This is a genomic window from Bacteroides sp. 44_46 (assembly GCF_001915465.1).
In the GTDB taxonomy this organism is placed as follows: Bacteria; Bacteroidota; Bacteroidia; order Bacteroidales; family Bacteroidaceae; genus Bacteroides; species Bacteroides clarus.
On the sequence record NZ_MNQO01000013.1, the window covers coordinates 154,035 to 177,547 of the forward strand.

Genomic DNA, 23,513 nt, shown 5'->3' on the forward strand with positions numbered 1-23,513 from the left:
TCAAGAAATTTGAAAATGGTAAAAAAGGAAAATATGAAACAGGGAATACTTGTGCGTTACATGGTTACCGGGATGCTTATCGTTACTTCGTGGATGATAACTTCTTGCAATAGCTTCAATGAACATTTGCCGGAATGCCGTTTGTTTGTCAAATTCAAATATGATTATAATATGCTTTTTACAGATGCGTTTCATACGCAGGTGGATAAAGTGGAGCTTTATGTGTTTGACAAAGAGGGGTTGTTCTTATTTAAGCAGATGGAAGAAGGTGATGCTCTGTCAACGGGTAATTACCGGATGGAAGTAGAACTGTCTGTCGGTGAGTACCAATTTATGGCATGGGCAGGCGCACGTGATTCGTATGATATCGTTTCTTTGATTCCGGGAGTTTCTTCTATTACAGAGTTGAGATTACAATTAAAACGGGAAGAATCCTTGATTGTTCTGCATGAGTTGGAGCCGCTTTGGTATGGTGAGATTCATAATATTGCGTTTACAGGAACAGATAATCAGGTGGAGACTATTAATTTGATAAAGGATACCAATAAAGTAAGGTTTATATTCCAGGGGTACTCGGATGATAGCTGGAAACTGAATGTGGAGGATTATGATTACGAAATCATAGAATCCAACGGGCATTTGGGACATGATAATTCATTGTTGGATGATGATGTCCTGAGTTTCCGTCCGTATCATATGGAGCAAAGAAACCCTTCGGCGGCCGCTGTTGAGTTGAATACAATGCGATTGATGTCGGATCGTCAGACCCGTTTTGTCGTGACTGAAAAAAATACAAGGAAAAAGGTGTTTAACATAAATCTGATTGATTATCTGGCAATGACGGATATGGAAGGCAACAATTGGGGAGTGCAAGAATATCTTGACCGTCAGGATGAGTATAAAATAGTCTTTTTCTTTTCCGAACCATGGCATGCCGTCCAAATTAATATCAATGGCTGGACTCATTATATTCAGCCGGAGGAAGAGATGTAGATACGGGATAAGATGACTTATTGTTCAAAAGGGTAAACCGGCATATCCCGGTTTACCCTTTTGAACGTTTATTCGAGTGCAGCTATAAAGTTTCGATTATCCTCCTTTGCCTTTCAAGGAAAGCGATGCGTTGTGCTTCTCCGCTTCCAGAAATAAGTGTGGAATGCCTTTTCAAAGATTGTATCCAGTCCTTTTGCATTTGGCAGATATGCGGATTTTGCGAATCCATGAAATTGATGGAATATACTCTGAAGAGACTGATTTGGAAATCTTTTTTCGTTATATAGCTGTATGTTGCCTCAAAATTTATATTTGATAAATAGATGGAGGCTTCATGACCGTTGTTGAATTGTCCCTTGACGGACAGCCTTTCCAGTTCGGTGAGCAACTGTAACAGTTCCTCCTTTAGATGGATGCCGTCATTGGCTGAGATTAGGTTTAGTTCGGCAAAGTACTTTATTTCTTTCACGAGTGAATGGAATATGTCCGTATCCCATATGAAATAGGTCTTTCCGCATCTTTTCATGCTGTTGCTTAACTCATTATGAGCGGCCACGATTTTTTCCTGAACCTGCATTTCCGCTAAGGTATTCGGCGTTTTTATCTTTTCATACTGATACATCCAGCGGCATAACCTGAATTTGGAAAGATATTCATAGGAAGAGTAGAGAGTGAAAGGAATCGTGTTGGAAGCTGTATATATTTCGGTACTGCTATCTCCTTTTACGAAGTTGAAAACCTGCAGGTAATGTTCTATAATTTCATTATAGCTCTTAAACAGGTCCGGTGAGAGTAACAGGTTTACATCGAATGTGGCGCGGTTAGGAAGGTGATTTCCTATTATCTGGTCGATGGAAATCCCGAAATTACAGGAAATCATTGCTATCTCATCGAAAGTGAACGCGACTTCTCCGCGCAGCCTGCGGTAAACGGACTCTTTTCCCATACATAGGGTATCTGCCAGATAATTGGCCAAATTCTGTCCGTGGGGCATTCTCTCTTTCATTTCATCAATCAGGTTTGTTACAATATAGTTCTTATTCATAATTCACTTCCCATATTTAGTTATTAATTCGAGACTTGGCATAAAGATTTGTGGTATCTGCAAATATAGAATTAGATGATGAAACATTGGTGAACTATATCATGTATGGAGGATGGTGTCTTTTTCTATTTGAAAGGATTGGAAGGATAAAACATTGTCGAATGAAAAAGACAGGTAGAAATTCTATCTGTCTTTCATTATCAGACACATTTGAGGTTTGGTTTTTCAGATTTCGGCAAACAGGGAATTAAAGCGCGTTGATAATTTCCCTTTGCTTTTTAAAAAACAGGATACGCTGCATCTCACCGCTTTCCGATATCAGGGTGGAGAACTTCTTTAATGATTGAATCCATTCTTTGAAATCGCCGAACATTTCATTGTCTTGCGTTGTGATAGAATTGATGGCATATACTCTAATCATACTTAAGTGCATGGAAGTTGTTTCCAGATAACTGTAAGTCGCTTCAAAGTTTATATTGGATATATAGATTCTTATATCATTACCGGTCTCGGATTTTCCCCGGCCGGCGAGTTCCTCCAGTTCGTCAATCAATAAAAGCGTCTCTTCTTTGATGTTGTCTTTATTTTCCTCTGACAGTAAATGGATATCCGAGAAATACTGAATATCGTTTACCAGATTACTGAAAATCATTTTATCCCAGATGTAATCTCTGGAATGTATGTGAGATGTCATTCGGGTAAATTCTCTTTGTACGTTGATGAGCTTTTGGGGTATTTCCAGTTCATCGAAATGCTTGCATCTCATGCTTTCGTTTTGGTACATCCATTTGAATAGCCTGAATTTGGAAAGTATATCGTGCTTCATTGAAAGAGTCAGTGGAATGATGTTCGATGAAGTTCCCATTTCCGAACTCGTATCCCCTTTTATGGTATGGAACAGTTTCACGTATCGGTCGAGAATTGTGAAATAAGTCTCGAAAGGGTTCTGATAGTCTACGATATTCATGTCGAATACGGCATTTTCCCGGAAACTCGTTCCTATAATAGTATCCAGGGATATACCTAATTTCCTTGATAGGATAGCCGCTTCGGCCAACGTAAAGGGTACTTCGCCTCTTAAACGGCGATAGGTGGCTTCTTTCCCTATATAAAGAATATCCATTAAAGTGTTTGCCAAATTATCTTTTTGCGGAAGTTTGGTTTTGACAGCTTCAATGATTCCTGTGCTTAGCTCGTCTGTAATCATGATTTTTGTGAGTTATATATTTATATGATTATCCCTGTTTATACCTCTGGATGAGAACTGGTATGATTTAGGATGTTTCCTTTGCTGCATCTGCCAAGCTCTTCCCTATGGTGATTGACTGTTAAAAGGCTTTTAGATTGATATTAAAAGGCTTTCAATACTATATTATAAGGCTTTTAATATCATATTGTAAGGCTTCTAATAATATCTCAGCCGTAAGTGTATCTTATCTTCCATCTGCCTTTTTCTCGTTCAAGGGGTATTTATTGCGGAGAATCATATATGATTTATCTATTTAACACTTATCTCATCAGTCTTGTTTCGAAATATGCAACATATCTATTAAGTCTGACGAATTAATGAACTCCGGAATCAATATTCATGGAATGTTCGCTATCAGAAAAAAGAGAGGCTGGAAAGACATTCTTTTAGCCATGGAACTTTATCGGCTGTGGAGTAATTTTGCCATGCAGCCCGGAAGACCGTATAGGTGGGATGGGCATGGAAAATATCATTAAAGAGTGTGGTAAATATGGAGAAGATGCTGAATACACCGTTTATAAAAGATATATATGATCCTTTGACAGGTTCTCACGACGGTACTATTACCCCGAGTGCGCCTATTGTAGTGACCGGTGAGAATTTGCGTTTATCCGCTTTGGAGGAAACTGTGTTAGGACTTGCCCCGCTTGAAAATAGCGGTTGTCTGATACAAATCAGTCATGTCTGTAAATATACGGATACGCAATTGTTGGTAGTTCTTCCCAATTTGGATCCGGGTACATATTCTCCGGTGTTACAAGTATATGAGGCGGGGAAGCTGGTGCTTGTTTATGTTTTTCCGGTGGTATGGAGAGTTTGCAGGGAGGGTGATGTTGATTATTCGATTAGATATTACCGCAATAAGATTATTTGAACGGCATTGATACCGGTTTCGTGAGTTTTCCGTATATTTGTTGCACTTAAATTGAATAATATGAGTCAACAAACATTTCAAGTGTTCCTATGTGCGATGGGCTTAACGGCTCTTTTCGTTTTTATTGCGCTTTATTTCATTAAGGCCGGTTATGGAATGTTTCGTACAGCTTCGTGGGGTGTATCTATTGATAACAAGTCAGCCTGGATATTGATGGAGTCTCCCGTTTTCTTTGTGATGTTGATTCTTTGGGCGTATAGTGGAACGGGTACTGCCGTACCGGAATTTATTTTTCTGTTGTTATTTTTACTGCACTATTTTCAGCGTTCGTTTATCTTTCCGCTATTATTAAAAGGTAAGTCCCGCATGCCGGTCGCCATCATGGCGATGGGTATTGTTTTTAATCTGCTGAACGGGATAATGCAGGCGGGCGGCATTTTCTATTTCACCGTGGCAGGGCAGCAATATGCTGCCGGCTGGCACTATTTCCTTTCTTTTCGGGGGATTGGGGGATTATTGCTGTTTTTTATAGGAATGGGGATAAACCTGCATTCCGATTATGTGATACGCCATTTGCGTAAGCCCGGGGATACCAGACATTATCTTCCGAATAAAGGTCTTTATCGATATATCACGTCCGCCAACTATTTCGGTGAGTTGGTGGAATGGGTGGGATTTGCAGTGCTGACGGCTTCTCCGGCTGCCTGGGTTTTTGTGTGGTGGACATTTGCCAATTTGGTACCCCGCGCAGATGCGATTAATAAACACTATCGTGCGGAATTTGGTGTTGAGGCCGTAGGAAAAAGAAAACGTATTATACCTTTTGTATATTAAAGATAAGGAATAATGGGAAACTCAAAATTATTCACACCGGTCACTTTCGGACCGCTGACTTTACGCAACCGTACCATCCGTTCGGCCGCTTTTGAGAGTATGTGTCCGGGCAATGCGCCTTCGGATATGCTGCTCGACTATCATCGCTCGGTCGCGGCGGGCGGTATCGGTATGACTACCGTGGCTTATGCCGCCGTTACCCGGAGCGGCCTTTCTTTTGACCGCCAGTTGTGGATGCGTCCTGAAATCATTCCGGGACTTCGCGAGCTGACTGATACGATACACGCGGAGGGCGCTGCTGCCGGCATTCAGTTGGGGCATTGCGGGAATATGTCGCATAAAAGTATTTGCGGATGTACTCCTGTCGGTGCAAGCGGTGGCTTTAACCTGTATTCACCCACTTTTGTACGAGGGCTGCGTGCCGATGAATTGCCGGAGATGGCGCGTGCCTACGGGCGTTCGGTGAATCTGGCGCGTGAGGCGGGGTTTGATGCTGTGGAAATCCATGCGGGGCATGGTTATCTTATCAGCCAGTTCCTTTCACCCTCTACCAATCATCGTAAAGATGAATTCGGCGGTTCGTTGCAGAACCGTATGCGTTTTATGGATATGGTAATGGAGGAGGTGATGAAGGCTGCCGGCAGTGATATGGCGGTACTTGTGAAGATGAACATGCGTGACGGATTCCGGGGTGGCATGGAGATGGACGAAACGATGCAGGTGGCCAAGCGTCTCGAACAGTCGGGAGCGCACGGGCTGGTGCTGAGCGGCGGGTTTGTAAGCAAAGCCCCTATGTATGTGATGCGTGGGGAAATGCCGATTCGCAGCATGACGCATTATATGACGTGCTGGTGGTTGAAGTACGGAGTACGCATGGCAGGTAAGTGGATGATACCCGCTGTGCCGTTTAAAGAAGCCTATTTCCTGGAAGATGCCTTGAAGTTCCGTGCGGAGTTGAAGATGCCGTTGATATACGTAGGCGGACTGGTGTCGCGTTCCAAAATAGACGAGGTTTTGGACGATGGTTTTGATGCCGTACAAATGGCGCGTGCGCTACTTAATGAACCGGGCTTTGTGAACCGTATGCGTGATGAGGAGAACGTGCGCTGTAATTGCAGGCATAGCAACTATTGTATAGCACGGATGTACTCCATTGAAATGGCTTGTCATCAGCATTTGGGCGAGGAGCTTCCGGCTTGCTTGAAGCGGGAGATTGAGAGAATAGAAGCGAAAGGGTGATTACCGTCTTCTTGGATTTTGTAATTTATAATTTGTAACAGATAAACGTGAAACTTGCTATCATAACCGGTGCAGACGGCGGTATGGGAACGGAAATAACGCGCGCTGTGGCTAAGGCCGGATATAAGATTATTATGGCTTGTTACCGTCCGGAAAAGGCGGAGAAGGTGAGGGAAATGTTGGTGCGAGATACAGGTAATCCGCATCTTGAGGTATTGGGCGTAGACTTGTCTTCGCTTGCGTCTGTGGCGGCTTTTGCCGAAACCGTTTTGAAACGTGGCGATGCTGTCAGTCTGCTGATGAATAATGCGGGGACGATGGAAACGTGCCGCCGTATCACGGAGGATGGTTTGGAACGTACGGTAAGCGTTAATTATGTCGCTCCTTATTTATTGACACGCAAGCTTCTTCCTCTGATGGGAGAGGGAAGCCGTATCGTTAATATGGTATCTTGTACCTATGCTGTCGGATGTCTCGACTTTCCCGATTTCTTTCTTCGGGGAAGGAAAGGAGGCTTCTGGCGTATTCCTGTGTACAGTAATACGAAACTGGCGCTGACTTTGTTTACTCTTAATCTGGCTGCCCGTCTTAAAGAAAAAGGCATTGTGGTTAATGCGGCTGACCCGGGCATTGTTTCCACCAATATCATAACGATGCACATGTGGTTCGACCCGTTGACGGATATTCTTTTCCGTCCTTTCATCCGTACTCCCGGGAAAGGGGCCGCAACGGCTGTTCATCTGCTGCTGGATGAGGATGCGGGAAAACGTACGGGTACTCTGAATGTAAGTTGCCGTCCGAAACCGCTTTCCGGAAAGTTCACCGACCATGTGCAGATGCAGGAGTTGTGGGACAGTACGGAGAGGATTGTGGAGAAGTGGTTATAATGCAAAAGGCGCGAGAGTGGAATCTTGCGCCTTTTGCATTATATTTTACAGGTCTTTGTCAAATGGAAAGTGCTCTCAATACATTGACCAAGTCTTTTTTGATAGGCTTGTCGTTCTTGATGGCTTTTGTGAAAGGTACATAAACCACTTCATCATGGTCTATACCTATCATGACATTGCGCTGTCCTTCCATAATGGCATCTACTGCCGCCGCACCCAAACGGCTGGCAAGGATACGGTCGTGCGCCGTAGGACTGCCGCCACGTTGTAGATGGCCGAGAATTGTAACACGTACGTCGTATTGAGGATATTCGTTTTTCACACGTTCGGCATAGTGCATGGCGCCGCCGGTTAATTCGCTTTCGGCAACGAGTACGATACTGCTGTTCTTGGATTTGCGGAAACCGTTCTTGATGAACTCTTCCAGTTGGTCTACTTCGGTGCTGAATTCCGGGATAATGGCTGCCTCTGCTCCGGATGCGATAGCGCCGTTCAGGGCGAGGAAACCGGCGTCACGTCCCATAACTTCAACGAAGAAAAGACGTTCGTGTGAAGTTGCCGTATCGCGAATCTTGTCCACAGCACCCAGAATCGTATTCAAGGCGGTGTCATAGCCGATGGTTGTATCTGTGCCGTAAAGGTCGTTGTCGATAGTTCCCGGCAAGCCGATGCATGGTACGTCGAATTCCTGCGCGAAGATACGTGCGCCTGTCAAAGAACCGTCTCCACCGATAACTACCAAGGCGTCAATGCCTTCTTTCTTCATGTTGTCGTATGCAATCTGACGTCCTTCGGGAGTGGTGAATTCCTTGCAACGCGCTGTTTTCAGAATAGTACCGCCCAATTGGATGATATTGCTTACATTCTGGCTCTTGAATTCTTTGATTTCACCGGTTACCAAACCTTTGTAACCTCTATATATGCCTTTTACTTGAAGTCCGTTGTAAATAGCTGCGCGTGTCACCGCACGAATCGCCGCATTCATTCCCGGAGCGTCACCGCCCGATGTTAAAATACCGATACACTTAATTGTTCCCATAACAATCTCCTTGTTTAGTGTTAATAATTACCTTGAAAATCTGCTGGCAAAGATAACAAAAGCTTTTTAAATTCGTGATTTTATTGCCTTGGATATTTCTTCCATTAACCATTTGGGCGTGGAAGTCGCTCCACAGATGCCAATGGACTCTGCACCAATGAGTAACTGGTTGTCTATCTCTTCTGCACTGTCAATCAGATGTGAGTTCGGATTGACTTTCCTGCATTCGTTGAACAGGATTTTTCCATTGGAACTTTTCTTTCCGCTGACAAAAAACACCAAGTCGTGGGAAGCGGCGAATTTTCGGATATGAGGAATGCGGTTGGCAACTTGCCTGCATATGGTATCGTAATATTCGAAAGTAACGTCCGGAGATATATGTTCCTTTATATATTCCACTATCTTTTGGAACTCATCCAGTGATTTGGTGGTTTGGGAATAAAGACGGATGCTCTTGCTGAAATTTAAGCTTTTGGCTTCTTCAAGTTTTTCGATAACGATTGCTTTCCCTGTGGTTTGCCCTACCAATCCCAGTACCTCGGCATGCCCGTTTTTCCCGTATATGACGATTTGTTTTTCTTCATAATCTTCCTGAGTGTACTCCTGCTTGATTTTCTTTTGCAAGCGAAGAACTACCGGACAGGTGGCGTCGATTATTTCAATATTGTTACGTTTAGCGGTTATGTAGGTTTCGGGGGGCTCACCATGTGCCCGTAATAATACTTTAGCGTCGTGCAGGTGATTGAACTCCTCATGGTTGATGGTGATCAGCCCCATTGCTTTCAAACGTTCCACTTCACGGCTGTTATGTACAATGTCTCCCAAACAGTATAATGTTCCGCCTTTGGCCAATTCTTCTTCCGCTTTATTGATTGCGGTAACTACTCCGAAGCAGAAACCGGAACCTTCATCTATTTCAACTTTTGCCATATTGCAGGTTTTAGGATTATGATTTGCAAACCTTGTCGAATTGCTCGGCCAGCCATTCTTTTTGTTGAGAAATGGTCATGTGACTATTGTCCAGCAACAGCGCGTCATCGGCTTTGCGAAGCGGACTTACTTCTCTATTCTGGTCTATATAATCCCGTTGTCTCACATTTTCCAGAATTTCATCGAAACCTGCCTCTTCTCCTTTGGCTTTTAGCTCATCGTATCTGCGCTGTGCACGGATTTCGGGGGAGGCCGTTACAAAAATCTTAAGTTCGGCATCCGGAAATACGGTTGTGCCGATGTCGCGGCCGTCCATTACAATACCTTTGGCTTTTCCCATCGCCTGCTGCCGGGCCACCATCGCTTCACGTACAAAGTCGAGAGCGGCAATGGGGCTGACGCGGGAAGACACTTCCATTGTACGAATCTTTTTTTCTACATTGGCTCCGTTCAGATATGTGTCCGGGCGTCCCGTCTCCGGGTTCAGTTGGAAAGATATATGAATATCCTTAATTTGCTTTTTCAGTTTCTCCGTATCGATGTCGTTACCTGTGAATATACCGTTCTCTATACTATATAAAGTAACGGCACGATACATGGCTCCGCTGTCTATGTAAATATAACCTATTTCACGGGCAAGGTCTTTGGCCATGGTACTTTTTCCGCATGATGAAAAGCCGTCGATTGCGATTGTTATCTTTTTCATATGAAATGATTTTATACTATATTTATATAGAAAAACTCTTCCTTATAGAAAATTTTGAATGTTTCATCTAAAATTCTTGCCAAAGATACGGTATTTTTAAAATATCTCGTTACATTTGTGGCACAAAAGCTGATGAGGGCTTTTGAAGAATTAAAAAAATGAAAATGCACTGCTTATTGTGTAAAAAAACACAGCTAAGCAAGAACAATCGTGGGAAAAGTACTATATTTGCCACAAATGAGAAACACTAAAATTATATTATAAATTATGGAAATTAAAAAGACACCTAAGGCAGACTTGGAGAACAAAAAGTCAACTTGGCTGCTCGTCGGTTACGTGATTGTGCTCGCGTTTATGTTCATCGCATTCGAATGGACCAAACGTGATATCAAGATTGATACGAGCCAGGCTATTACCGACCTTGTATTTGAAGAGGAAATCATTCCTATTACGGAACAACCCGAGCAGGTAGCTCCTCCCCCTCCCGAAGCTCCTTCGATTGCAGAAACTTTGACAATCGTGGATGATGATGCCGATGTGGAAGAAACTACTATCGCTACATCCGAGGAAACCAATCAGGCTGTAGAAATCAAGTATGTTCCCGTAGCTGTTGAAGAGGAAGAACCGGAAGAACAGACTATCTTCGAGGTAGTAGAGCAGATGCCGGAATTCCCTAACGGTGGCATGGCTGGCTTGATGCAGTATTTGAGCAAGAACATCAAATATCCTACTATCGCTCAGGAAAACGGAACTCAAGGCCGTGTGACCGTACAGTTCGTTGTTAACAGAGACGGTAGTATCGTAGATGCTAAAGTGCTTAGAGGTGTTGACCCGTATTTGGATAAGGAAGCTATCCGCGTGATTAGCTCAATGCCGAAATGGAAACCGGGTATGCAACGTGGTAAGGCAGTACGTGTGAAGTATACGGTGCCTGTAATGTTCCGATTGCAGTAATAAAATTATTTATAGCGTAAAGAGGCTGCCTAAAAGCAGCCTCTTTTCATTCTCCACCACTCCTAAATTGAAATACTTATGTTTACAGCTTCCGAGCTTCTCGAAAAAATAAATTCTCATATTGCGGATTTGCGATTTGTTCGCACCCCGAAGGGCTTGTATGATCCTATCACCTATGTTTTGTCAATGGGTGGGAAAAGAATTCGTCCCGTACTGATGTTGATGGCTTATAATCTTTATAAAGAAAATGTTGAACCTGCATTCTCATCGGCAACAGGTATTGAAGTATATCATAATTATACATTGCTACATGATGACTTGATGGATCGTGCCGATAAACGTCGTGGAAAAGAAACCGTACATAAGGTATGGAATGATAATGCGGCTATTCTTTCGGGGGATGCAATGTTGGTATTGGCCTATCAGTTCATGGCGCAGTGTCCGGTAGAGCATTTGAAAGAAGTAATGGATTTATTCAGTCTGACTGCTCTTGAAATATGCGAAGGACAGCAAATGGATATGGAGTTTGAACAACGGAATGATGTAAAAGAGGAGGAATATCTGGAGATGATTCGCCTGAAAACATCCGTGTTGTTGGCTGCGAGCTTGAAAATCGGTGCATTGTTGGGAGGAGCTTCTGCGGATGACGCGGCACGTTTGTATGATTTCGGAATGAATACGGGAGTGGCTTTTCAGCTGAAAGATGACTTGTTGGATGTGTACGGTGATGCTGCTGTCTTTGGGAAAAATATCGGTGGAGATATTCTGTGTAATAAGAAAACCTATATGTTGATTAAAGCTTTGGAGCATGCGAGTCAGGAGCAGGCAAGCCGGTTACAACACTGGATAACTGTTGTGGATTTTAATCCGGCCGAGAAGATTACAGCTGTAACCGATTTGTATAATCAGATAGGGGTTAAAACTCTTTGTGAGAATAAAATAACGGAATACAGCAATAGGGCGATGGATAGTCTGGTGGCTGTGAATGTAGCGGATGAAAAGAAAAAAGAGCTTGAGAAGCTTATAAAAGAGCTGATGTACCGGGAAGTGTAACTGATATTAATCCGATTAGCAAATGCCTTATAGGAGATTACCAAATACAGACCAAGCAAGAATACGGGCGTTAAAGGCCGTAGTTGCGAAAGGTGATATATATAACGTATATGATTTGGCAGTGTCTTTAAAGACTCTTACGGATGCCCGGAACTTCTTGATGAAATTTGAAGCTGCACAGGCTTATTATGCGGAATGTTTTGAACGTCAGGCAAAAGCGGGACGTAAGCATCAGTCGAATGTAAAGATTGCCCGTCTTTATATTTCGCATTTCATTCAAGTCCTGAACCTGGCCGTGATTCGTTCGGAAGTGCGTACCGCTCATAAAGAATATTACGGATTGGATATTAAAAATCATAATGTTCCGGATTTATCTACAGAGACAGCTTTGGCGGAATGGGGACGTAAGGTCGTTGACGGTGAGAATAGACGTACTTCTCAAGGGGGGATTCCTATCTATAATCCTACCATTGCTAAAGTCAGAGTTCATTATGATATTTTTATGGAGAGTTATGAGAAACAGAAGAATTTGCAGGCTTTGACAGCTCGCAGTCTGGAAACTCTTGCTTCCATGCGAGACGAGGCCGATACTCTGATTTTAGATATCTGGAATCAGGTAGAACGGAAGTATGCCGAGGTGATGCCGAATGAAAAACGCTTGGATTTGTGTCGCGGCTATGGTTTGATTTATTATTACCGTACCGGTGAAAAAACGAAAGAAGAGATAGCGAAATGAGGTTAGTAGATTCACATTCCCACCTTTTCCTGGAAGAATTTCAATCTGATTTGCCGCAAGTAATGGAGCGTGCTCAGGCAGCGGGAGTAAGTCATATCTTTATGCCTAATATCGATAGTACGACCATAGAGCCGATGCTTCGTGTTTGTTCGGACTATAAAGGTTATTGCTACCCGATGATGGGATTGCATCCGACATCTGTGAATGCCGATTATGAGAAAGAATTGGCCGTTGTGTCCGAATATTTGGTAATGCCGAATGACTATGTGGCAATTGGTGAAATCGGAATGGATCTGTATTGGGATAAAACATTTTTGAAGGAACAACAAATCGTTTTTGAGCAGCAGATACAATGGGCCTTGGAGTATAAGTTACCTATAGTCATTCATTGTCGTGAGGCATTCGATTATATATATAATGTGTTGAAACCTTATAAGGCCTCTCCTTTGGCAGGCGTCTTTCATAGCTTTACGGGAACATTGGAGGAGGCCCTTCGAATATTGGAGTTTTCTAATTTCTTTATTGGTATCAATGGTGTGGTAACATTCAAAAAATCGGGCTTACCGGAAGTTTTGCGAAATATTCCTTTGGAACGGATTGTTCTCGAAACCGATTCTCCCTATCTTACTCCTGTGCCGAATCGGGGGAAGAGAAACGAGAGCGCAAATGTAAAGGATACTCTGTTAAAAGTAGCGGAAATATACGGTAAGTCGCCTGAGGAAGTAGGTTGTATCACTTCTGAAAATGCCTTAAAAGTGTTTGGAATACTCAAATAACGTTCCAAAGATTTTAAAGTTTATTAATTTTGAGATTTTATTGAGGATAAAACTTTGAGAATGCTGTGGAAGAACAAAAAAAAGAATACATTTGTAGCTGAAAACGCTTGTGGTTCGCATTTTTTTTGTAATTTGCACCCGATTTCAAGGAAGGCGTAGATTGGAGAGATGCTCGAGTGGTTGAAGAGGCACGCCTGGAAAGCGTGTATACTCCTAAAGGGTATCCGGGGTTCGAATCCCCGTCTCTCCGCAAGATTTAAGATAAGAGAAAAACAATAAATAAACATAATAAGTAATTTAATTAATTAATCTTAAAAATTAGACACACAATGAAAAAGTTATTTGCAATTGTTGCTGTGATGGGAGTCTTAACATTTGGCTCAACTCAACTTGAACAAGCTGCTCCTGCAGCACAAGCAGCTCCTGCTGACGAAGCTGCAGCTCCTGCTACTATTGAAGAGGCAGAAGGTGGTATCCACAAAGAGTTGAAAACAAAGTTTATTGAAGGTTCTGCTTTCTTTATGAGTTTCGTTGCCATAGCATTGGTCATCGGTCTTGCTTTCTGTATTGAACGTATCATTTATCTGAGCTTGGCTGAAATCAATACTAAAAAGTTCATTGCTGCTGTTGAAGCTGCTTTGGAAAAAGGTGATGTTGAAGCTGCTAAAGACATCGCACGTAACACAAGAGGTCCTATCGCTTCCATCTACTACCAAGGTTTGATGAGAATTGATCAAGGTATCGACGTTGTTGAAAAATCAGTTGTTTCTTATGGTGGTGTACAAGCCGGTTACTTGGAAAAAGGATGTTCTTGGATTACACTGTTCATCGCAATGGCTCCGTCATTAGGATTCTTGGGTACTGTAATCGGTATGGTGCAGGCATTCGACAAAATCCAACAAGTAGGTGATATCTCTCCGACGGTTGTAGCAGGTGGTATGAAAGTTGCCTTGATTACAACTATCTTCGGTTTGATCGTTGCCTTGATTTTGCAGGTATTCTATAACTATATTCTGTCTAAGATTGAAGCTTTGACCAGCGATATGGAAGACTCTTCTATCACTTTGTTGGATATGGTTATTAAATATGATTTGAAATACAAAAAATAATTTATCTGCGATATGAAAGTAAGAATTCAAAAAGTTTCAGGTACTGTACTGTATGTGATGCTTGCCATTACATTGGTCATTCTGGGTATGTTCTTCTTTGGTGGAGAAACCCCGCTTGATCAGCGTTTGGTCGCAGATACTGCAATGGAGGAGCCTGCACAAACAGATGCTTTGATATACTGGATGTATATCCTGTTTGGAATAGCTGTTATTATTACAATCGCAGCTGCTATTTATCAATTTGTAACAGGATTCATTGATTCTCCTATGACTGCAATTAAATCATTGTTAGGCTTGATTCTCATTATCGTGGTATTGGTTATATCATGGGCTATGGGAAGCGATCAACCTTTGGTAATGCCTGGCTATGATGGTGCAGAAAATGTTCCGTTCTGGTTGAAGTTGACAGATATGTTCTTGTACACTATCTATATTATGATGGGTGCAATGATTCTGTTGATATTTGGCTTTGGTATAGCTAAAAAGTTTAAATAATAAAAGGAAACTGAGATGGCTAAAAAGAAAAGAGAAGTACCTGAAATCAACTCTAGTTCTACAGCGGACATTGCTTTCTTGTTGCTCATTTTCTTCTTGATTACAACGTCAATGGATACTGACCGTGGTTTGGCAAGACGTTTGCCGCCACCACCGGAGCAGAATCAGAAAAACAATGACGATGTTAAGTTGAAAGAACGCAACGTTCTGCAGGTCTTTGTTAATATGAATGACCAGTTGATGTGTGGTAACGATTATATTGGTGTAGACCAATTGCGTCAAAAGGCAAAAGAATTTATTGCTAATCCGTATAACGATGAAACAAAGCCTGAAAAGCACGCTAAAGATGTGCCGTTCTTTGGCAATATGATGGTTACGGAAAAGCATGTAGTATCTTTGCGATGTGACCGCGGTACCTCTTATAAAACGTATATAGCTGTGCAGAATGAGTTGGTTGCGGCGTACAATGAATTGCGCGACGAATTGGCTCAGGAAAAATGGCAGAAGAAATATGCGGATTTAGACGAGGCACAACAAGAAGCAATTCGTGATATTTATCCTCAGAAGATTTCTGAGGCAGAACCTAAAAAGTACGGAGAAAAGAAGTAATGGGAAAATTTAATAAAACCGGAAAGCGCGGAATGCCTGCGTTGAACACTTCTTCTCTGCCTGACCTTATCTTCACTCTGTTGTTCTTCTTTATGATTGTAACAACTATGCGTGAGGTAACATTAAAGGTTGAGTTTAAGGTTCCGCAAGGTACAGAATTGGAAAAACTTGAAAAGAAGTCTTTGGTTACGTTTATCTATGTAGGAAAACCTACTGCTGAATTCCGCAAGAAATTAGGTAATGAAAGCCGTATCCAGTTGAATGACAGCTATGCTGAAGTTGCTGCTATCCAAGACTATATTATTGGTGAACGTGCCAGTATGAAAGAAGAGGATCAGCCGCAAATGACAGTGTCTTTGAAAGTTGACCAAGATACAAAGATGGGTATCGTAACAGATATCAAAGAGGCTCTTCGTAAAGCTTATGCATTGAAGATTAACTATTCTGCGCAACCGCGTCAGTAAGAAGTTAATTCAGACTATATAAATAAAGGCCGCTTGTAGCAAGCGGCCTTTATTTTTTACTGTACATTGTATACTTCCCGATAAATACGTTCTTTTACGTATTCAAAATCCTTTTCGCACTCCAGACTGCCATAAGCCATTAACAGCATGGGAAGATAGCCATCTCCGGGTTTATAGGGAGGTTGCATATACGGTTTCTCCCATAAGGTAAAACCATGCCGTTTATAGAAATTAATACGGCGTATTGCCATTTCCTCTTCCGGTGCCTCTACTTCCAAAATGATAGGTTTATTTATCTGTTGGCACAAATGGCTTAGAACATTCTTGCCATGACCGCCATTGCGTTGGGACGGATCGATAGCAAAGTGCTCTACATAATAGAAATGTCCGAAATCCCAGTATGTAATCAAACCGATTGGATTGTCATCATGGAGAATGATATTGCAATAAAAATGCGGTTTGGCATCTGTATAATTACGTAGTTCTGCCAATGAGCGATATTCTTCCGGAGGAAAAGAGGTTGTCATCAGTTTTTCCATGTAATCATACAAGGCTGTATCCGAAGTTGCGATACGTTGAAATTTAATCATAGGGTCAGTCTTTTGAAGTTTGATTATTGTTATTCGGTATAAAATTCGATTATTCTACGCAGGGCACGTTGGCACACGGGACAGAAAGCAGGGTATTCGTTGGTACGCATGCGGCAATCATCGGCAGGACGGTAAATGCCCTTTGCCGAATAGCCGCCACCCTCATACACTCCAATCGGATATTTCTCACTGTTACCGGTTGGAGTAGGGATGGGAGTATCTTTGGCAAGCATATCCTTCCATTTTGATGTAAAATTCACTTGCGTACTGATATTTTGTTCCCATGGTTCTACATCCAGAGGATAAGTATCTGTCATAACATCATTGTCATAGAAGTATTCATCGGCAAGTCCGCCGAAGCTATGTCCGAATTCATGTACCACTACCGGGCGGAACATCGGATGATGGGCCGTAGTGAGGGTATATGAGTTATAGATACCGCCACCGCCATATTCTTTTGTGTTAGCCAATATGATAATGTGTTCATAGGGTATTCCGGCTAAAGCATCATGAATTGTTTTTACGCGCGATGTAGTTAAATAACGATCGGAATAGAACGTACTGAAATGAGAACCGAAGGCGGTGTGTTTCCATTCGTTCAGCCTTGGTACGCTGACTCCGCTGTCGATGGAAGAGCTGGCTACAGCTACGATATTGAACCGCTCTTTCATAGATTTGAAAGGCTCATGCGCAAAAAGACTTTCACAGGCAATGCCGGCGTCTTCATAGAATGTCTGCATTTCTTGAGGAGTATATCCCTCTGCAAGAATGGCTACGTCAATACATTTTCCCGGGTTGCCATTTTGTAGCAGATACTTGTGCGGAGTGATATGCGAGATACCTTTTTGCGCTATTAAAACATCATCCGGGCGCACAATGTGCTTCATAGAGGCACGAACATTACGGCGTGGGTCGAGTAGGGTTATTTCTATTTCCACCGGCTGAAGCGGATAGGGAAGAAGGAACGTATTTTCAAATCCCTTGGTTATACTTTTGGCTTCATCGGTTTCCAGCCATTCCTGAAAGAGCGAAGAGAAGGATGTGGTATAAATAATCTTTCCATCGGCTATATTACGCATAACAATCTTTCCGTTGCCTTGCAATGGAAGCTCTGCCAGATGATGCTTTCGTCCTGCCCAGGCGGGAAGAGAAGATAATCCGTCCAGGCAGATACTTTGTTCGGATGCATTGCCGTTAAAGATATAATCTATACGAAGAGTTTTATCTGCAAAAAGGGCGGTGAAGACCTGTGCATAAATGGGCACGACAGTTATTAAACAGAGTAAGAGTACAATATACTTTTTCATATCCATTATAATTTAATCATTTCACAAAGATACGATTTTTGTCTGTATAACCCGGTATATGCGATTATTCTCTTTTTAGCAAGAAAAGTTATAATTCGTATTTTTATTGGAGAAAAAATGGCTAACTTTGCACATTGCCGTAGCGGAATACGGTGAAATCATTCATTTAATTAATTATTGAGATTAGAAATGGGACATCATCAATTGGATACTTTAGACGAGCAAATACTGCAGTTGATCGCCGATAATGCGCGCATTCCTTTCCTTGAAGTAGCCAGAGCCTGCAATGTCTCTGGAGCGGCTATTCACCAGCGCATCCAGAAACTCACCAATCTGGGAATATTGAAAGGCTCGGAATACGTTATAGATCCGGAGAAGATAGGATATGAAACTTGTGCATATATCGGAATCTATTTAAAAGATCCCGCTACTTTTGATGCCGTGACAAAAGCGTTGGAGGCTATTCCCGAAATCGTGGAGTGCCACTTTACTACAGGTAAGTACGATATGTTTATTAAACTGTATGCACGGAATAATCATCACCTGTTGAGCATTATTCATGATAAGCTGCAACCGTTGGGATTATCACGTACGGAAACGCTGATTTCATTCCATGAAGCGATTAAACGTCAGATGCCGATAGTAATAGACGATGAGGAAGAATAGTCCTATCGGCGGATATAATCGACAAAAGCATAAGGGCAGGGATGCTTCTCGTCTATCGGATGAGCATCCCTGCTTTTTTCTTGCCAGATTTCGAGGTCTACGTCCGGGAAGTAAGCGTCCGCCCGGGGAGCTTCAGCATCTATTTCAGTAAGACAGAGTGCATCTGCCAGAGGGAGCGCCTGACGGTACACGCTGGCTCCGCCCATGATATAGACTTGCTCATCCTGCTCGCAGTTTTTCAAGGCTTCCTCAAGAGAGGGGAACACTTCTGCTCCCGGGCATTGGGTGTCGGGATGCGTAGACAAGACGATATTGCGGCGGTTTGGCAAGGCGCCTTTGGGGAGTGACTCAAACGTTTTTCGTCCCATGATGATTGTATTTCCCGTGGTAAGCGCTTTGAAGCGTTTCAGGTCATTGGGGAGCCAGAATAATAACTTGTTTTCATAACCGATACCCATGCGGCGGTCTACTGCGGCAATAATGCTAATCATATATCTAATATAATCAAATGGTTTTCAATGATAAAGGACATCTTTTTATACCGCTACCTTTCCGGCGATATGCGGATGCGGGTCATAATTTACTAATTCGAAGTCCTCATACGTAAAGTCGAAGATACTCTTCACATCCGGATTGATTCTCATTTGCGGGAGCGTTCTCGGCTCACGGCTCAGTTGGAGTTTCACTTGTTCCAAATGGTTCAGATAGATATGCGCATCTCCTAAAGTATGTACGAAATCCCCTGCTTTCAGTCCGGTCACTTGCGCCACCATTTGCAGGAGCAATGCGTACGATGCGATATTGAAAGGCACTCCCAAGAAAATATCAGCGCTGCGCTGGTAAAGTTGCAGGCTGAGCCGTCCGTTGGCTACATAAAACTGGAAGAATGCGTGGCAGGGCGGCAGATTCATGTTGTCCAAATCACCGACGTTCCAGGCGCTCACTATAATACGGCGTGAGTCTGGATTGTGTTTGATTGTTTCCACCGCTTCACTGATTTGGTCAATTGTTCCGCCTTTGTAATCCGGCCACGAACGCCATTGGTAACCGTAGATATGTCCCAAATCCCCATTTTCATCAGCCCATTCATTCCAGATGCGTACCCCGTTCTCTTGCAGGTACTTTACATTCGTATCCCCCTTTAAGAACCATAGCAGTTCGTGGATAATAGATTTCAAATGGAGTTTTTTGGTTGTCAGACAAGGAAAACCTTCGTCCATATTAAAACGCATCTGATGTCCGAATACGCTGATGGTACCCGTACCCGTGCGGTCGCTTTTCTCTATGCCTTCAGTCAGCACGCGGTTGAGCAAGTCTAAATATTGTTTCATGGGTTATTTATTAAACGCTTTGCCAAAGGTAGACAAAGTTCTCGGGAAATTAAAGATTCGGGATTAAAAAATAGTGGAACGGCTTATAGGAACGGGGTCAGCAAATTACCCACCCAACCGATAAACTTCTTCCAGCCGGAACGCTTCTTCCATATTTCGGGAGTAAGCAGGGTACTGTTCTTCTTATCCCTTTCGAACATGCTGTTCAGTTGATGCGTTGTCAGCGGGTCGAAGATGAAAGCGTTTGTTTCATAGTCGTAGCGTAAACTGCGGCTGTTGAGGTTTGCCGTGCCTACTGTGCAGAAAGAGCTGTCCACCATCATTACTTTGGAATGGTGGAATCCGTCCTTGAACAAGTAGATTTTTGCTCCCCGTTTCATCAGTTTGTGTGCGATGTAGAACGAAGCTTCGGGAGTAAAAGGAATGTCCGATACTGCCGGTATCATTATCTCCACTTCCGTACCTTTCTTTAACGCTTTCTTGATGGCTTTACGAATGGATTTCGTCGGCACGAAATAAGGATTTACTATCTGGATGTTTTTCCGGGCGGCTTCTATTGAAACGGCGTAGGCATGGCTGATGGAACGGGGCGTTTCCCGCGGAGTACGGTCTACTATCGAAATCTCCTCGGCTATGCTGTCCGGAAATTGGGGCAGGTCGGGGAAGTAGGCCGGACCGCCGATGTGTTGTCCGGTTTCCTGATTCCACATCGTCAGGAAGATACCTTGCAGATAGCGTACCGCATCTCCTTCTATGTGCATGTGTATATCGTGCCATTTACCGATTTTGGGCAGACCGTTGATGTAATAGTCGGCAATGTTCATTCCGCCTGTATAACCGATTTTTCCGTCGATGACGACAATCTTGCGGTGGTCGCGGTGCATGGCGTGGTTGATATAAGGAAAGGTGATAGGGTCGAACTTGATAATTTCGATGCCGCGTGCCTTTATCGCTTGCAAATGACGCTTTTTCAGCGGTTGGTTGTTCGACCAGTTACCGAACGCATCGAACATGGCACGCACTTCTACACCCTCTTTTACCTTTTCCGCCAGTAAGTCAAAGAGAGCGTTGGCGATAGAGTCGTTACGGAAATTGAAATATTCCAGGTGGATGTGATGCCGGGCATGGCGAATCGTTTCAAATAAATCGGTGAATTTGTCACGGCCGGTCATTAACAGTTCAACTTTATTGTTGCAGGTCAGGGGGATTCCCATTTCCCGCATATAGCCCATTACAAGAGAGTCGCTGGTACTTTGCGCCCGGATGCTTCCAAAGAATAAAGTAAATAATATGATGAATAGAACCTGTCTCAAAACTTTGTAAGTTTATTTAGTTTTATGAGTTGGCAAATATACAATATATCATTGAGATATGTTCATTCGTTTATAAAAAATTAGCCCTTGCCTTACTGTAAATAAGGTAGGGGCTAAGTACATTATCCTGCGGGGAAGTTTATTTATCCTGCGAGAAAAATACGGTTCGCAATAACCGCGGCGTTTAAGCCAGCGAACATATTTTTCGATAGAGCAGGAAAAGCAACACTATGCCTGCGACCAATAGAGATTTGGGGCTGGCTTCGGTAACTCCGCTTTGGGTGGCAACGGTAAATGTTTCACGGAGCGTGCCCAGTACCAGTTGCAGACCGTCGAAAGCAAAGAACAGCACTAACGCCAGTGTGAAACAAAACGTTGCCCATAATTGTGAAATCCGTCGGGTACGGTCGGGCAGATGGCGCATCACACGGCGGGTGAAACCATTGTCCGGTATTTCCTGCCGGTTTTCGTCAAAGAAAGCAACTAAGAGTTTATCATCGTTTTCCATCATAACCATTTTGTTTTAAGTAGGTAGCCATTTTTTCTTTGGCCCGTGACAGGTGGCTTTTTACAGTTCCTGCGGGGCAACCGGTAATACCTGCAATTTTCTCGATACTCTGGTCTTCCATGTAAAAGAGAGTGATGCAGGTTCGTTCCATTTCTTTCAGCATACTCAGCGCACGGTAAATATCCATGCGCCGTCCTATGTCGTTTTGCAGCGTACTGCATTGTGCATCCACTTGGCGCGTTTCCAGGCAGTCTGTCTCTTTACGGGTGCGAAGATAATCATAAAATACATTATAAGCAATACGGTAGAGCCAGGTAGAGAAACTGGATAAGTTTTTGAACGAGGCCAGGTTGGTGTACGCTTTAATGAATGTATCCTGCGCCAAGTCATCGCTCAATTCGCTGTCGCCGCAGGTCAGGTGCAGAAAGAATCGCCGTACGGACGACTGGTACTTTCCTACCAACTGGTCGAAGGCCCTGGTGTTGCGAAACACCACGACCTGTGCGACTAACGATATATCATTGAGCTGACTCATTTTTCTTCAATCTTTTCCGGAAAGGCCGTCCTCGCAGTATCGGCTTTCTCCTTGTTTTTAGGCGCTCTGTCCTGCTGCGTGTAGTAGATAACGAGCTGTCCGAAGCCTGTGAACATTATAAGCAGACCGATGCAGCCCAGTCCGAATTCGTCGGTAATGGCCCAAAGGAAGATGAACAGTCCGATACCGACAAACACATTTTTGATTCCCTTGCTGCGGATATCTATCGAGTCGGTCTCTTTAAACAGGTTTTCCGGTAGCGGTTGCCCACTGGCCAGCGCTTGCTCTACCAGGCGGTACTTGGCTTTCCGGTTTTTATAGCGGAAGAAGAATATGATGAATACAATCACCAGAGGGAATCCGAATACGAACACGATGGCCGTAATGGCGATAGCCGCCTCTTTGGCGTCATGACCAAGGTTCCAGCCGAAATCGTAAGCACTGCTGTGGTGCTTGTAATCCTTATGGTTTTCCGTGCCGCTGCTTGGGCTGTTTTCGTAAGTCATGACGCTAAGGGTGTCCGTAACGGCTTTTCCGTCAATCATGGTGTCCCTCAGTTCTATAACTCTCTGCTTGTTTCCCAGACTGTCGTTTTCCGTAACGGTTCTGTTCTTTCCCTGTGCCAACGTGCAGAGCATCATGGCTGTCATTAATGCGAAGATGATACGTTTCATAATCATGTTATTTTTGTTTTTATTGGTTTCTTTGTGTGTTAGACGCATCCGGATATCCGGAAAGTTGCAAAGAGACGATATTTTTTTTAGAATGGTTGTATTCAGGACGGAAAACTTTGTAATGGTTGCCATATTTCGCAGGTTATTTATAACAATATGTAGGTATTATTTGCAATTATAAGAACTTTTACCCTCATAATCCGTTTAATCTTAAAAAAAGTATTTTGGAGAAACTGCGGAGCATAATAAGAATCTTCCTTCCTCTCTTATTCATAACTTATTTGGGAGGAATTACTCTGTTTACTCACTCGCATGTGGTGAATGGGGTGATTATTGTACACTCTCACCCGTTTAAAGGGGAGCATGAGCATACAGAGGTACAATTGGAAACGATTTTTTATCTTTCTTCCTTTATCCTTTCTTCGCTTCCGGAACTTCTGACTGCCGTGTCGGCTTTTTTATTCGTACTACGCATATTGGGAACATCGTTGATAGAACGTATTATATATGTTAAACCTTGTAGCAGCGTCAACCTGCGGGCACCCCCTCTCTCTTGCTGATGCGGTTCCCGGAAGCGGGAGTAAGGAATTCAATAGT

The 23,513-nt window shown here is 43.1% G+C and carries 28 protein-coding genes and 1 tRNA gene; 16 read left to right on the top strand and 13 right to left on the bottom strand.

What is annotated here, in order from left to right; all coding sequences use genetic code 11:
* Positions 1 to 33 precede the first annotated feature (33 nt).
* On the top strand, positions 34 to 993 hold the full coding sequence (locus tag BHV73_RS05815; RefSeq protein WP_162609566.1) for a FimB/Mfa2 family fimbrial subunit: 960 nt from the start codon (positions 34 to 36) through the stop codon (positions 991 to 993).
* 82 nt (positions 994 to 1,075) lie between these two features.
* Here the strand turns inward: BHV73_RS05815 and BHV73_RS05820 are convergent, their stop codons facing one another.
* Both BHV73_RS05820 and BHV73_RS05825 read right to left on the bottom strand, forming a co-directional pair.
* The gene (locus tag BHV73_RS05820) at positions 1,076 to 2,038 is read right to left on the bottom strand and encodes a hypothetical protein (RefSeq protein ID WP_087412648.1); all 963 of its coding nucleotides are present in this window, start codon (positions 2,036 to 2,038) and stop codon (positions 1,076 to 1,078) included.
* Positions 2,039 to 2,285: 247 nt separating this feature from the next.
* Complete coding sequence (locus BHV73_RS05825) at positions 2,286 to 3,245, bottom strand: hypothetical protein (RefSeq protein WP_009123184.1); 960 nt, start codon at positions 3,243 to 3,245, stop codon at positions 2,286 to 2,288.
* A 532-nt stretch (positions 3,246 to 3,777) separates the two neighbouring features.
* Between BHV73_RS05825 and BHV73_RS05830 the strand changes: the two genes are divergently transcribed.
* From BHV73_RS05830 to BHV73_RS05845, 4 genes are read left to right on the top strand one after another with little or no spacing between them, the layout of a single operon-like run.
* The gene (locus BHV73_RS05830; RefSeq protein ID WP_087412649.1) at positions 3,778 to 4,161 is read left to right on the top strand and encodes a DUF4469 domain-containing protein; all 384 of its coding nucleotides are present in this window, start codon (positions 3,778 to 3,780) and stop codon (positions 4,159 to 4,161) included.
* Positions 4,162 to 4,221: 60 nt separating this feature from the next.
* Positions 4,222 to 4,995: a DUF1295 domain-containing protein gene (locus tag BHV73_RS05835; protein ID WP_087412650.1), complete on the top strand. Its 774-nt coding sequence runs from the start codon at positions 4,222 to 4,224 to the stop codon at positions 4,993 to 4,995.
* A gap of 12 nt (positions 4,996 to 5,007) precedes the next feature.
* Positions 5,008 to 6,234, top strand: coding sequence for an NADH:flavin oxidoreductase (locus tag BHV73_RS05840; protein ID WP_286737352.1), 1,227 nt, complete (start codon positions 5,008 to 5,010; stop codon positions 6,232 to 6,234).
* Positions 6,235 to 6,281: 47 nt separating this feature from the next.
* Positions 6,282 to 7,121 (top strand): SDR family oxidoreductase, encoded by an 840-nt coding sequence (locus tag BHV73_RS05845; RefSeq protein ID WP_195501303.1) that lies wholly within the window; start codon positions 6,282 to 6,284, stop codon positions 7,119 to 7,121.
* Between the two features lie 58 nt (positions 7,122 to 7,179).
* On the opposite strand, the gene pfkA is transcribed toward BHV73_RS05845, so the two are convergent.
* The 3 genes from pfkA to cmk all read right to left on the bottom strand — a co-directional run bounded on the left by pfkA (position 7,180) and on the right by cmk (position 9,796).
* Positions 7,180 to 8,160, bottom strand: a complete 981-nt coding sequence (gene pfkA, locus BHV73_RS05850) for a 6-phosphofructokinase (RefSeq protein ID WP_009123190.1) — start codon at positions 8,158 to 8,160, stop codon at positions 7,180 to 7,182.
* 66 nt (positions 8,161 to 8,226) lie between these two features.
* On the bottom strand, positions 8,227 to 9,090 hold the full coding sequence (locus tag BHV73_RS05855; protein WP_195620772.1) for a 4-hydroxy-3-methylbut-2-enyl diphosphate reductase: 864 nt from the start codon (positions 9,088 to 9,090) through the stop codon (positions 8,227 to 8,229).
* Positions 9,091 to 9,106: 16 nt separating this feature from the next.
* A complete protein-coding gene (gene cmk, locus BHV73_RS05860) occupies positions 9,107 to 9,796 on the bottom strand; it encodes a (d)CMP kinase (RefSeq protein ID WP_009123192.1) in 690 nt (229 codons plus the stop codon).
* 267 nt (positions 9,797 to 10,063) lie between these two features.
* On the opposite strand from cmk, the gene BHV73_RS05865 reads away from it, so the two are divergent.
* From BHV73_RS05865 to BHV73_RS05905, 9 genes are all read left to right on the top strand, one after another.
* Positions 10,064 to 10,750 (top strand): energy transducer TonB, encoded by a 687-nt coding sequence (locus BHV73_RS05865; RefSeq protein ID WP_009123193.1) that lies wholly within the window; start codon positions 10,064 to 10,066, stop codon positions 10,748 to 10,750.
* A gap of 78 nt (positions 10,751 to 10,828) precedes the next feature.
* Positions 10,829 to 11,803, top strand: a complete 975-nt coding sequence (locus tag BHV73_RS05870) for a polyprenyl synthetase family protein (protein WP_087412655.1) — start codon at positions 10,829 to 10,831, stop codon at positions 11,801 to 11,803.
* A 22-nt stretch (positions 11,804 to 11,825) separates the two neighbouring features.
* Positions 11,826 to 12,539 (top strand): hypothetical protein, encoded by a 714-nt coding sequence (locus BHV73_RS05875; RefSeq protein ID WP_022219504.1) that lies wholly within the window; start codon positions 11,826 to 11,828, stop codon positions 12,537 to 12,539.
* Positions 12,536 to 13,315, top strand: a complete 780-nt coding sequence (locus BHV73_RS05880) for a TatD family hydrolase (protein ID WP_087412656.1) — start codon at positions 12,536 to 12,538, stop codon at positions 13,313 to 13,315. The genes BHV73_RS05875 and BHV73_RS05880 overlap by 4 nt, the downstream gene beginning before the upstream one ends.
* A gap of 162 nt (positions 13,316 to 13,477) precedes the next feature.
* Positions 13,478 to 13,565: transfer RNA gene (locus BHV73_RS05885), tRNA-Ser, on the top strand.
* Positions 13,566 to 13,644: 79 nt separating this feature from the next.
* A complete protein-coding gene (locus BHV73_RS05890; protein WP_286737353.1) occupies positions 13,645 to 14,424 on the top strand; it encodes a MotA/TolQ/ExbB proton channel family protein in 780 nt (259 codons plus the stop codon).
* Between the two features lie 12 nt (positions 14,425 to 14,436).
* On the top strand, positions 14,437 to 14,919 hold the full coding sequence (locus BHV73_RS05895; protein WP_022218968.1) for a hypothetical protein: 483 nt from the start codon (positions 14,437 to 14,439) through the stop codon (positions 14,917 to 14,919).
* Between the two features lie 15 nt (positions 14,920 to 14,934).
* Positions 14,935 to 15,528, top strand: a complete 594-nt coding sequence (locus tag BHV73_RS05900; RefSeq protein ID WP_022218969.1) for an ExbD/TolR family protein — start codon at positions 14,935 to 14,937, stop codon at positions 15,526 to 15,528.
* Positions 15,528 to 15,992 (top strand): ExbD/TolR family protein, encoded by a 465-nt coding sequence (locus BHV73_RS05905; protein WP_018666314.1) that lies wholly within the window; start codon positions 15,528 to 15,530, stop codon positions 15,990 to 15,992. Before BHV73_RS05900 ends, BHV73_RS05905 begins: the two co-directional genes overlap by 1 nt.
* A 56-nt stretch (positions 15,993 to 16,048) precedes the next feature.
* On the opposite strand, the gene BHV73_RS05910 is transcribed toward BHV73_RS05905, so the two are convergent.
* Complete coding sequence (locus BHV73_RS05910; RefSeq protein ID WP_087412658.1) at positions 16,049 to 16,582, bottom strand: GNAT family N-acetyltransferase; 534 nt, start codon at positions 16,580 to 16,582, stop codon at positions 16,049 to 16,051.
* 29 nt (positions 16,583 to 16,611) lie between these two features.
* The gene (locus BHV73_RS05915) at positions 16,612 to 17,889 is read right to left on the bottom strand and encodes an IgA Peptidase M64 (protein WP_087412722.1); all 1,278 of its coding nucleotides are present in this window, start codon (positions 17,887 to 17,889) and stop codon (positions 16,612 to 16,614) included.
* A 189-nt stretch (positions 17,890 to 18,078) separates the two neighbouring features.
* On the opposite strand from BHV73_RS05915, the gene BHV73_RS05920 reads away from it, so the two are divergent.
* Entirely contained in the window at positions 18,079 to 18,555 is a 477-nt protein-coding gene (locus tag BHV73_RS05920) for an Lrp/AsnC family transcriptional regulator (RefSeq protein ID WP_009123202.1), read from the top strand.
* Positions 18,556 to 18,557: 2 nt separating this feature from the next.
* Here the strand turns inward: BHV73_RS05920 and BHV73_RS05925 are convergent, their stop codons facing one another.
* From BHV73_RS05925 to BHV73_RS05950, 6 genes are all read right to left on the bottom strand, one after another.
* Entirely contained in the window at positions 18,558 to 19,013 is a 456-nt protein-coding gene (locus BHV73_RS05925) for a dihydrofolate reductase (RefSeq protein WP_373129858.1), read from the bottom strand.
* Positions 19,014 to 19,091: 78 nt separating this feature from the next.
* Positions 19,092 to 19,886 carry a thymidylate synthase gene (locus BHV73_RS05930; protein WP_009123204.1) on the bottom strand — a complete coding sequence of 265 codons (795 nt, stop codon included), beginning with the start codon at positions 19,884 to 19,886 and terminating at the stop codon, positions 19,092 to 19,094.
* An 83-nt stretch (positions 19,887 to 19,969) separates the two neighbouring features.
* Complete coding sequence (cls, locus tag BHV73_RS05935; RefSeq protein WP_259310460.1) at positions 19,970 to 21,151, bottom strand: cardiolipin synthase; 1,182 nt, start codon at positions 21,149 to 21,151, stop codon at positions 19,970 to 19,972.
* 232 nt (positions 21,152 to 21,383) lie between these two features.
* Complete coding sequence (locus tag BHV73_RS05940; RefSeq protein WP_087412660.1) at positions 21,384 to 21,710, bottom strand: DUF5056 domain-containing protein; 327 nt, start codon at positions 21,708 to 21,710, stop codon at positions 21,384 to 21,386.
* Positions 21,694 to 22,242, bottom strand: a complete 549-nt coding sequence (locus BHV73_RS05945) for an RNA polymerase sigma factor (protein ID WP_009123207.1) — start codon at positions 22,240 to 22,242, stop codon at positions 21,694 to 21,696. Before BHV73_RS05945 ends, BHV73_RS05940 begins: the two co-directional genes overlap by 17 nt.
* The gene (locus BHV73_RS05950; RefSeq protein ID WP_087412723.1) at positions 22,239 to 22,922 is read right to left on the bottom strand and encodes a DUF6249 domain-containing protein; all 684 of its coding nucleotides are present in this window, start codon (positions 22,920 to 22,922) and stop codon (positions 22,239 to 22,241) included. The genes BHV73_RS05945 and BHV73_RS05950 overlap by 4 nt, the downstream gene beginning before the upstream one ends.
* 239 nt (positions 22,923 to 23,161) lie before the next feature.
* Between BHV73_RS05950 and BHV73_RS05955 the strand changes: the two genes are divergently transcribed.
* Positions 23,162 to 23,476, top strand: a complete 315-nt coding sequence (locus tag BHV73_RS05955; RefSeq protein WP_370762167.1) for a DUF8478 family putative metalloprotein — start codon at positions 23,162 to 23,164, stop codon at positions 23,474 to 23,476.
* Positions 23,477 to 23,513 lie beyond the last annotated feature (37 nt).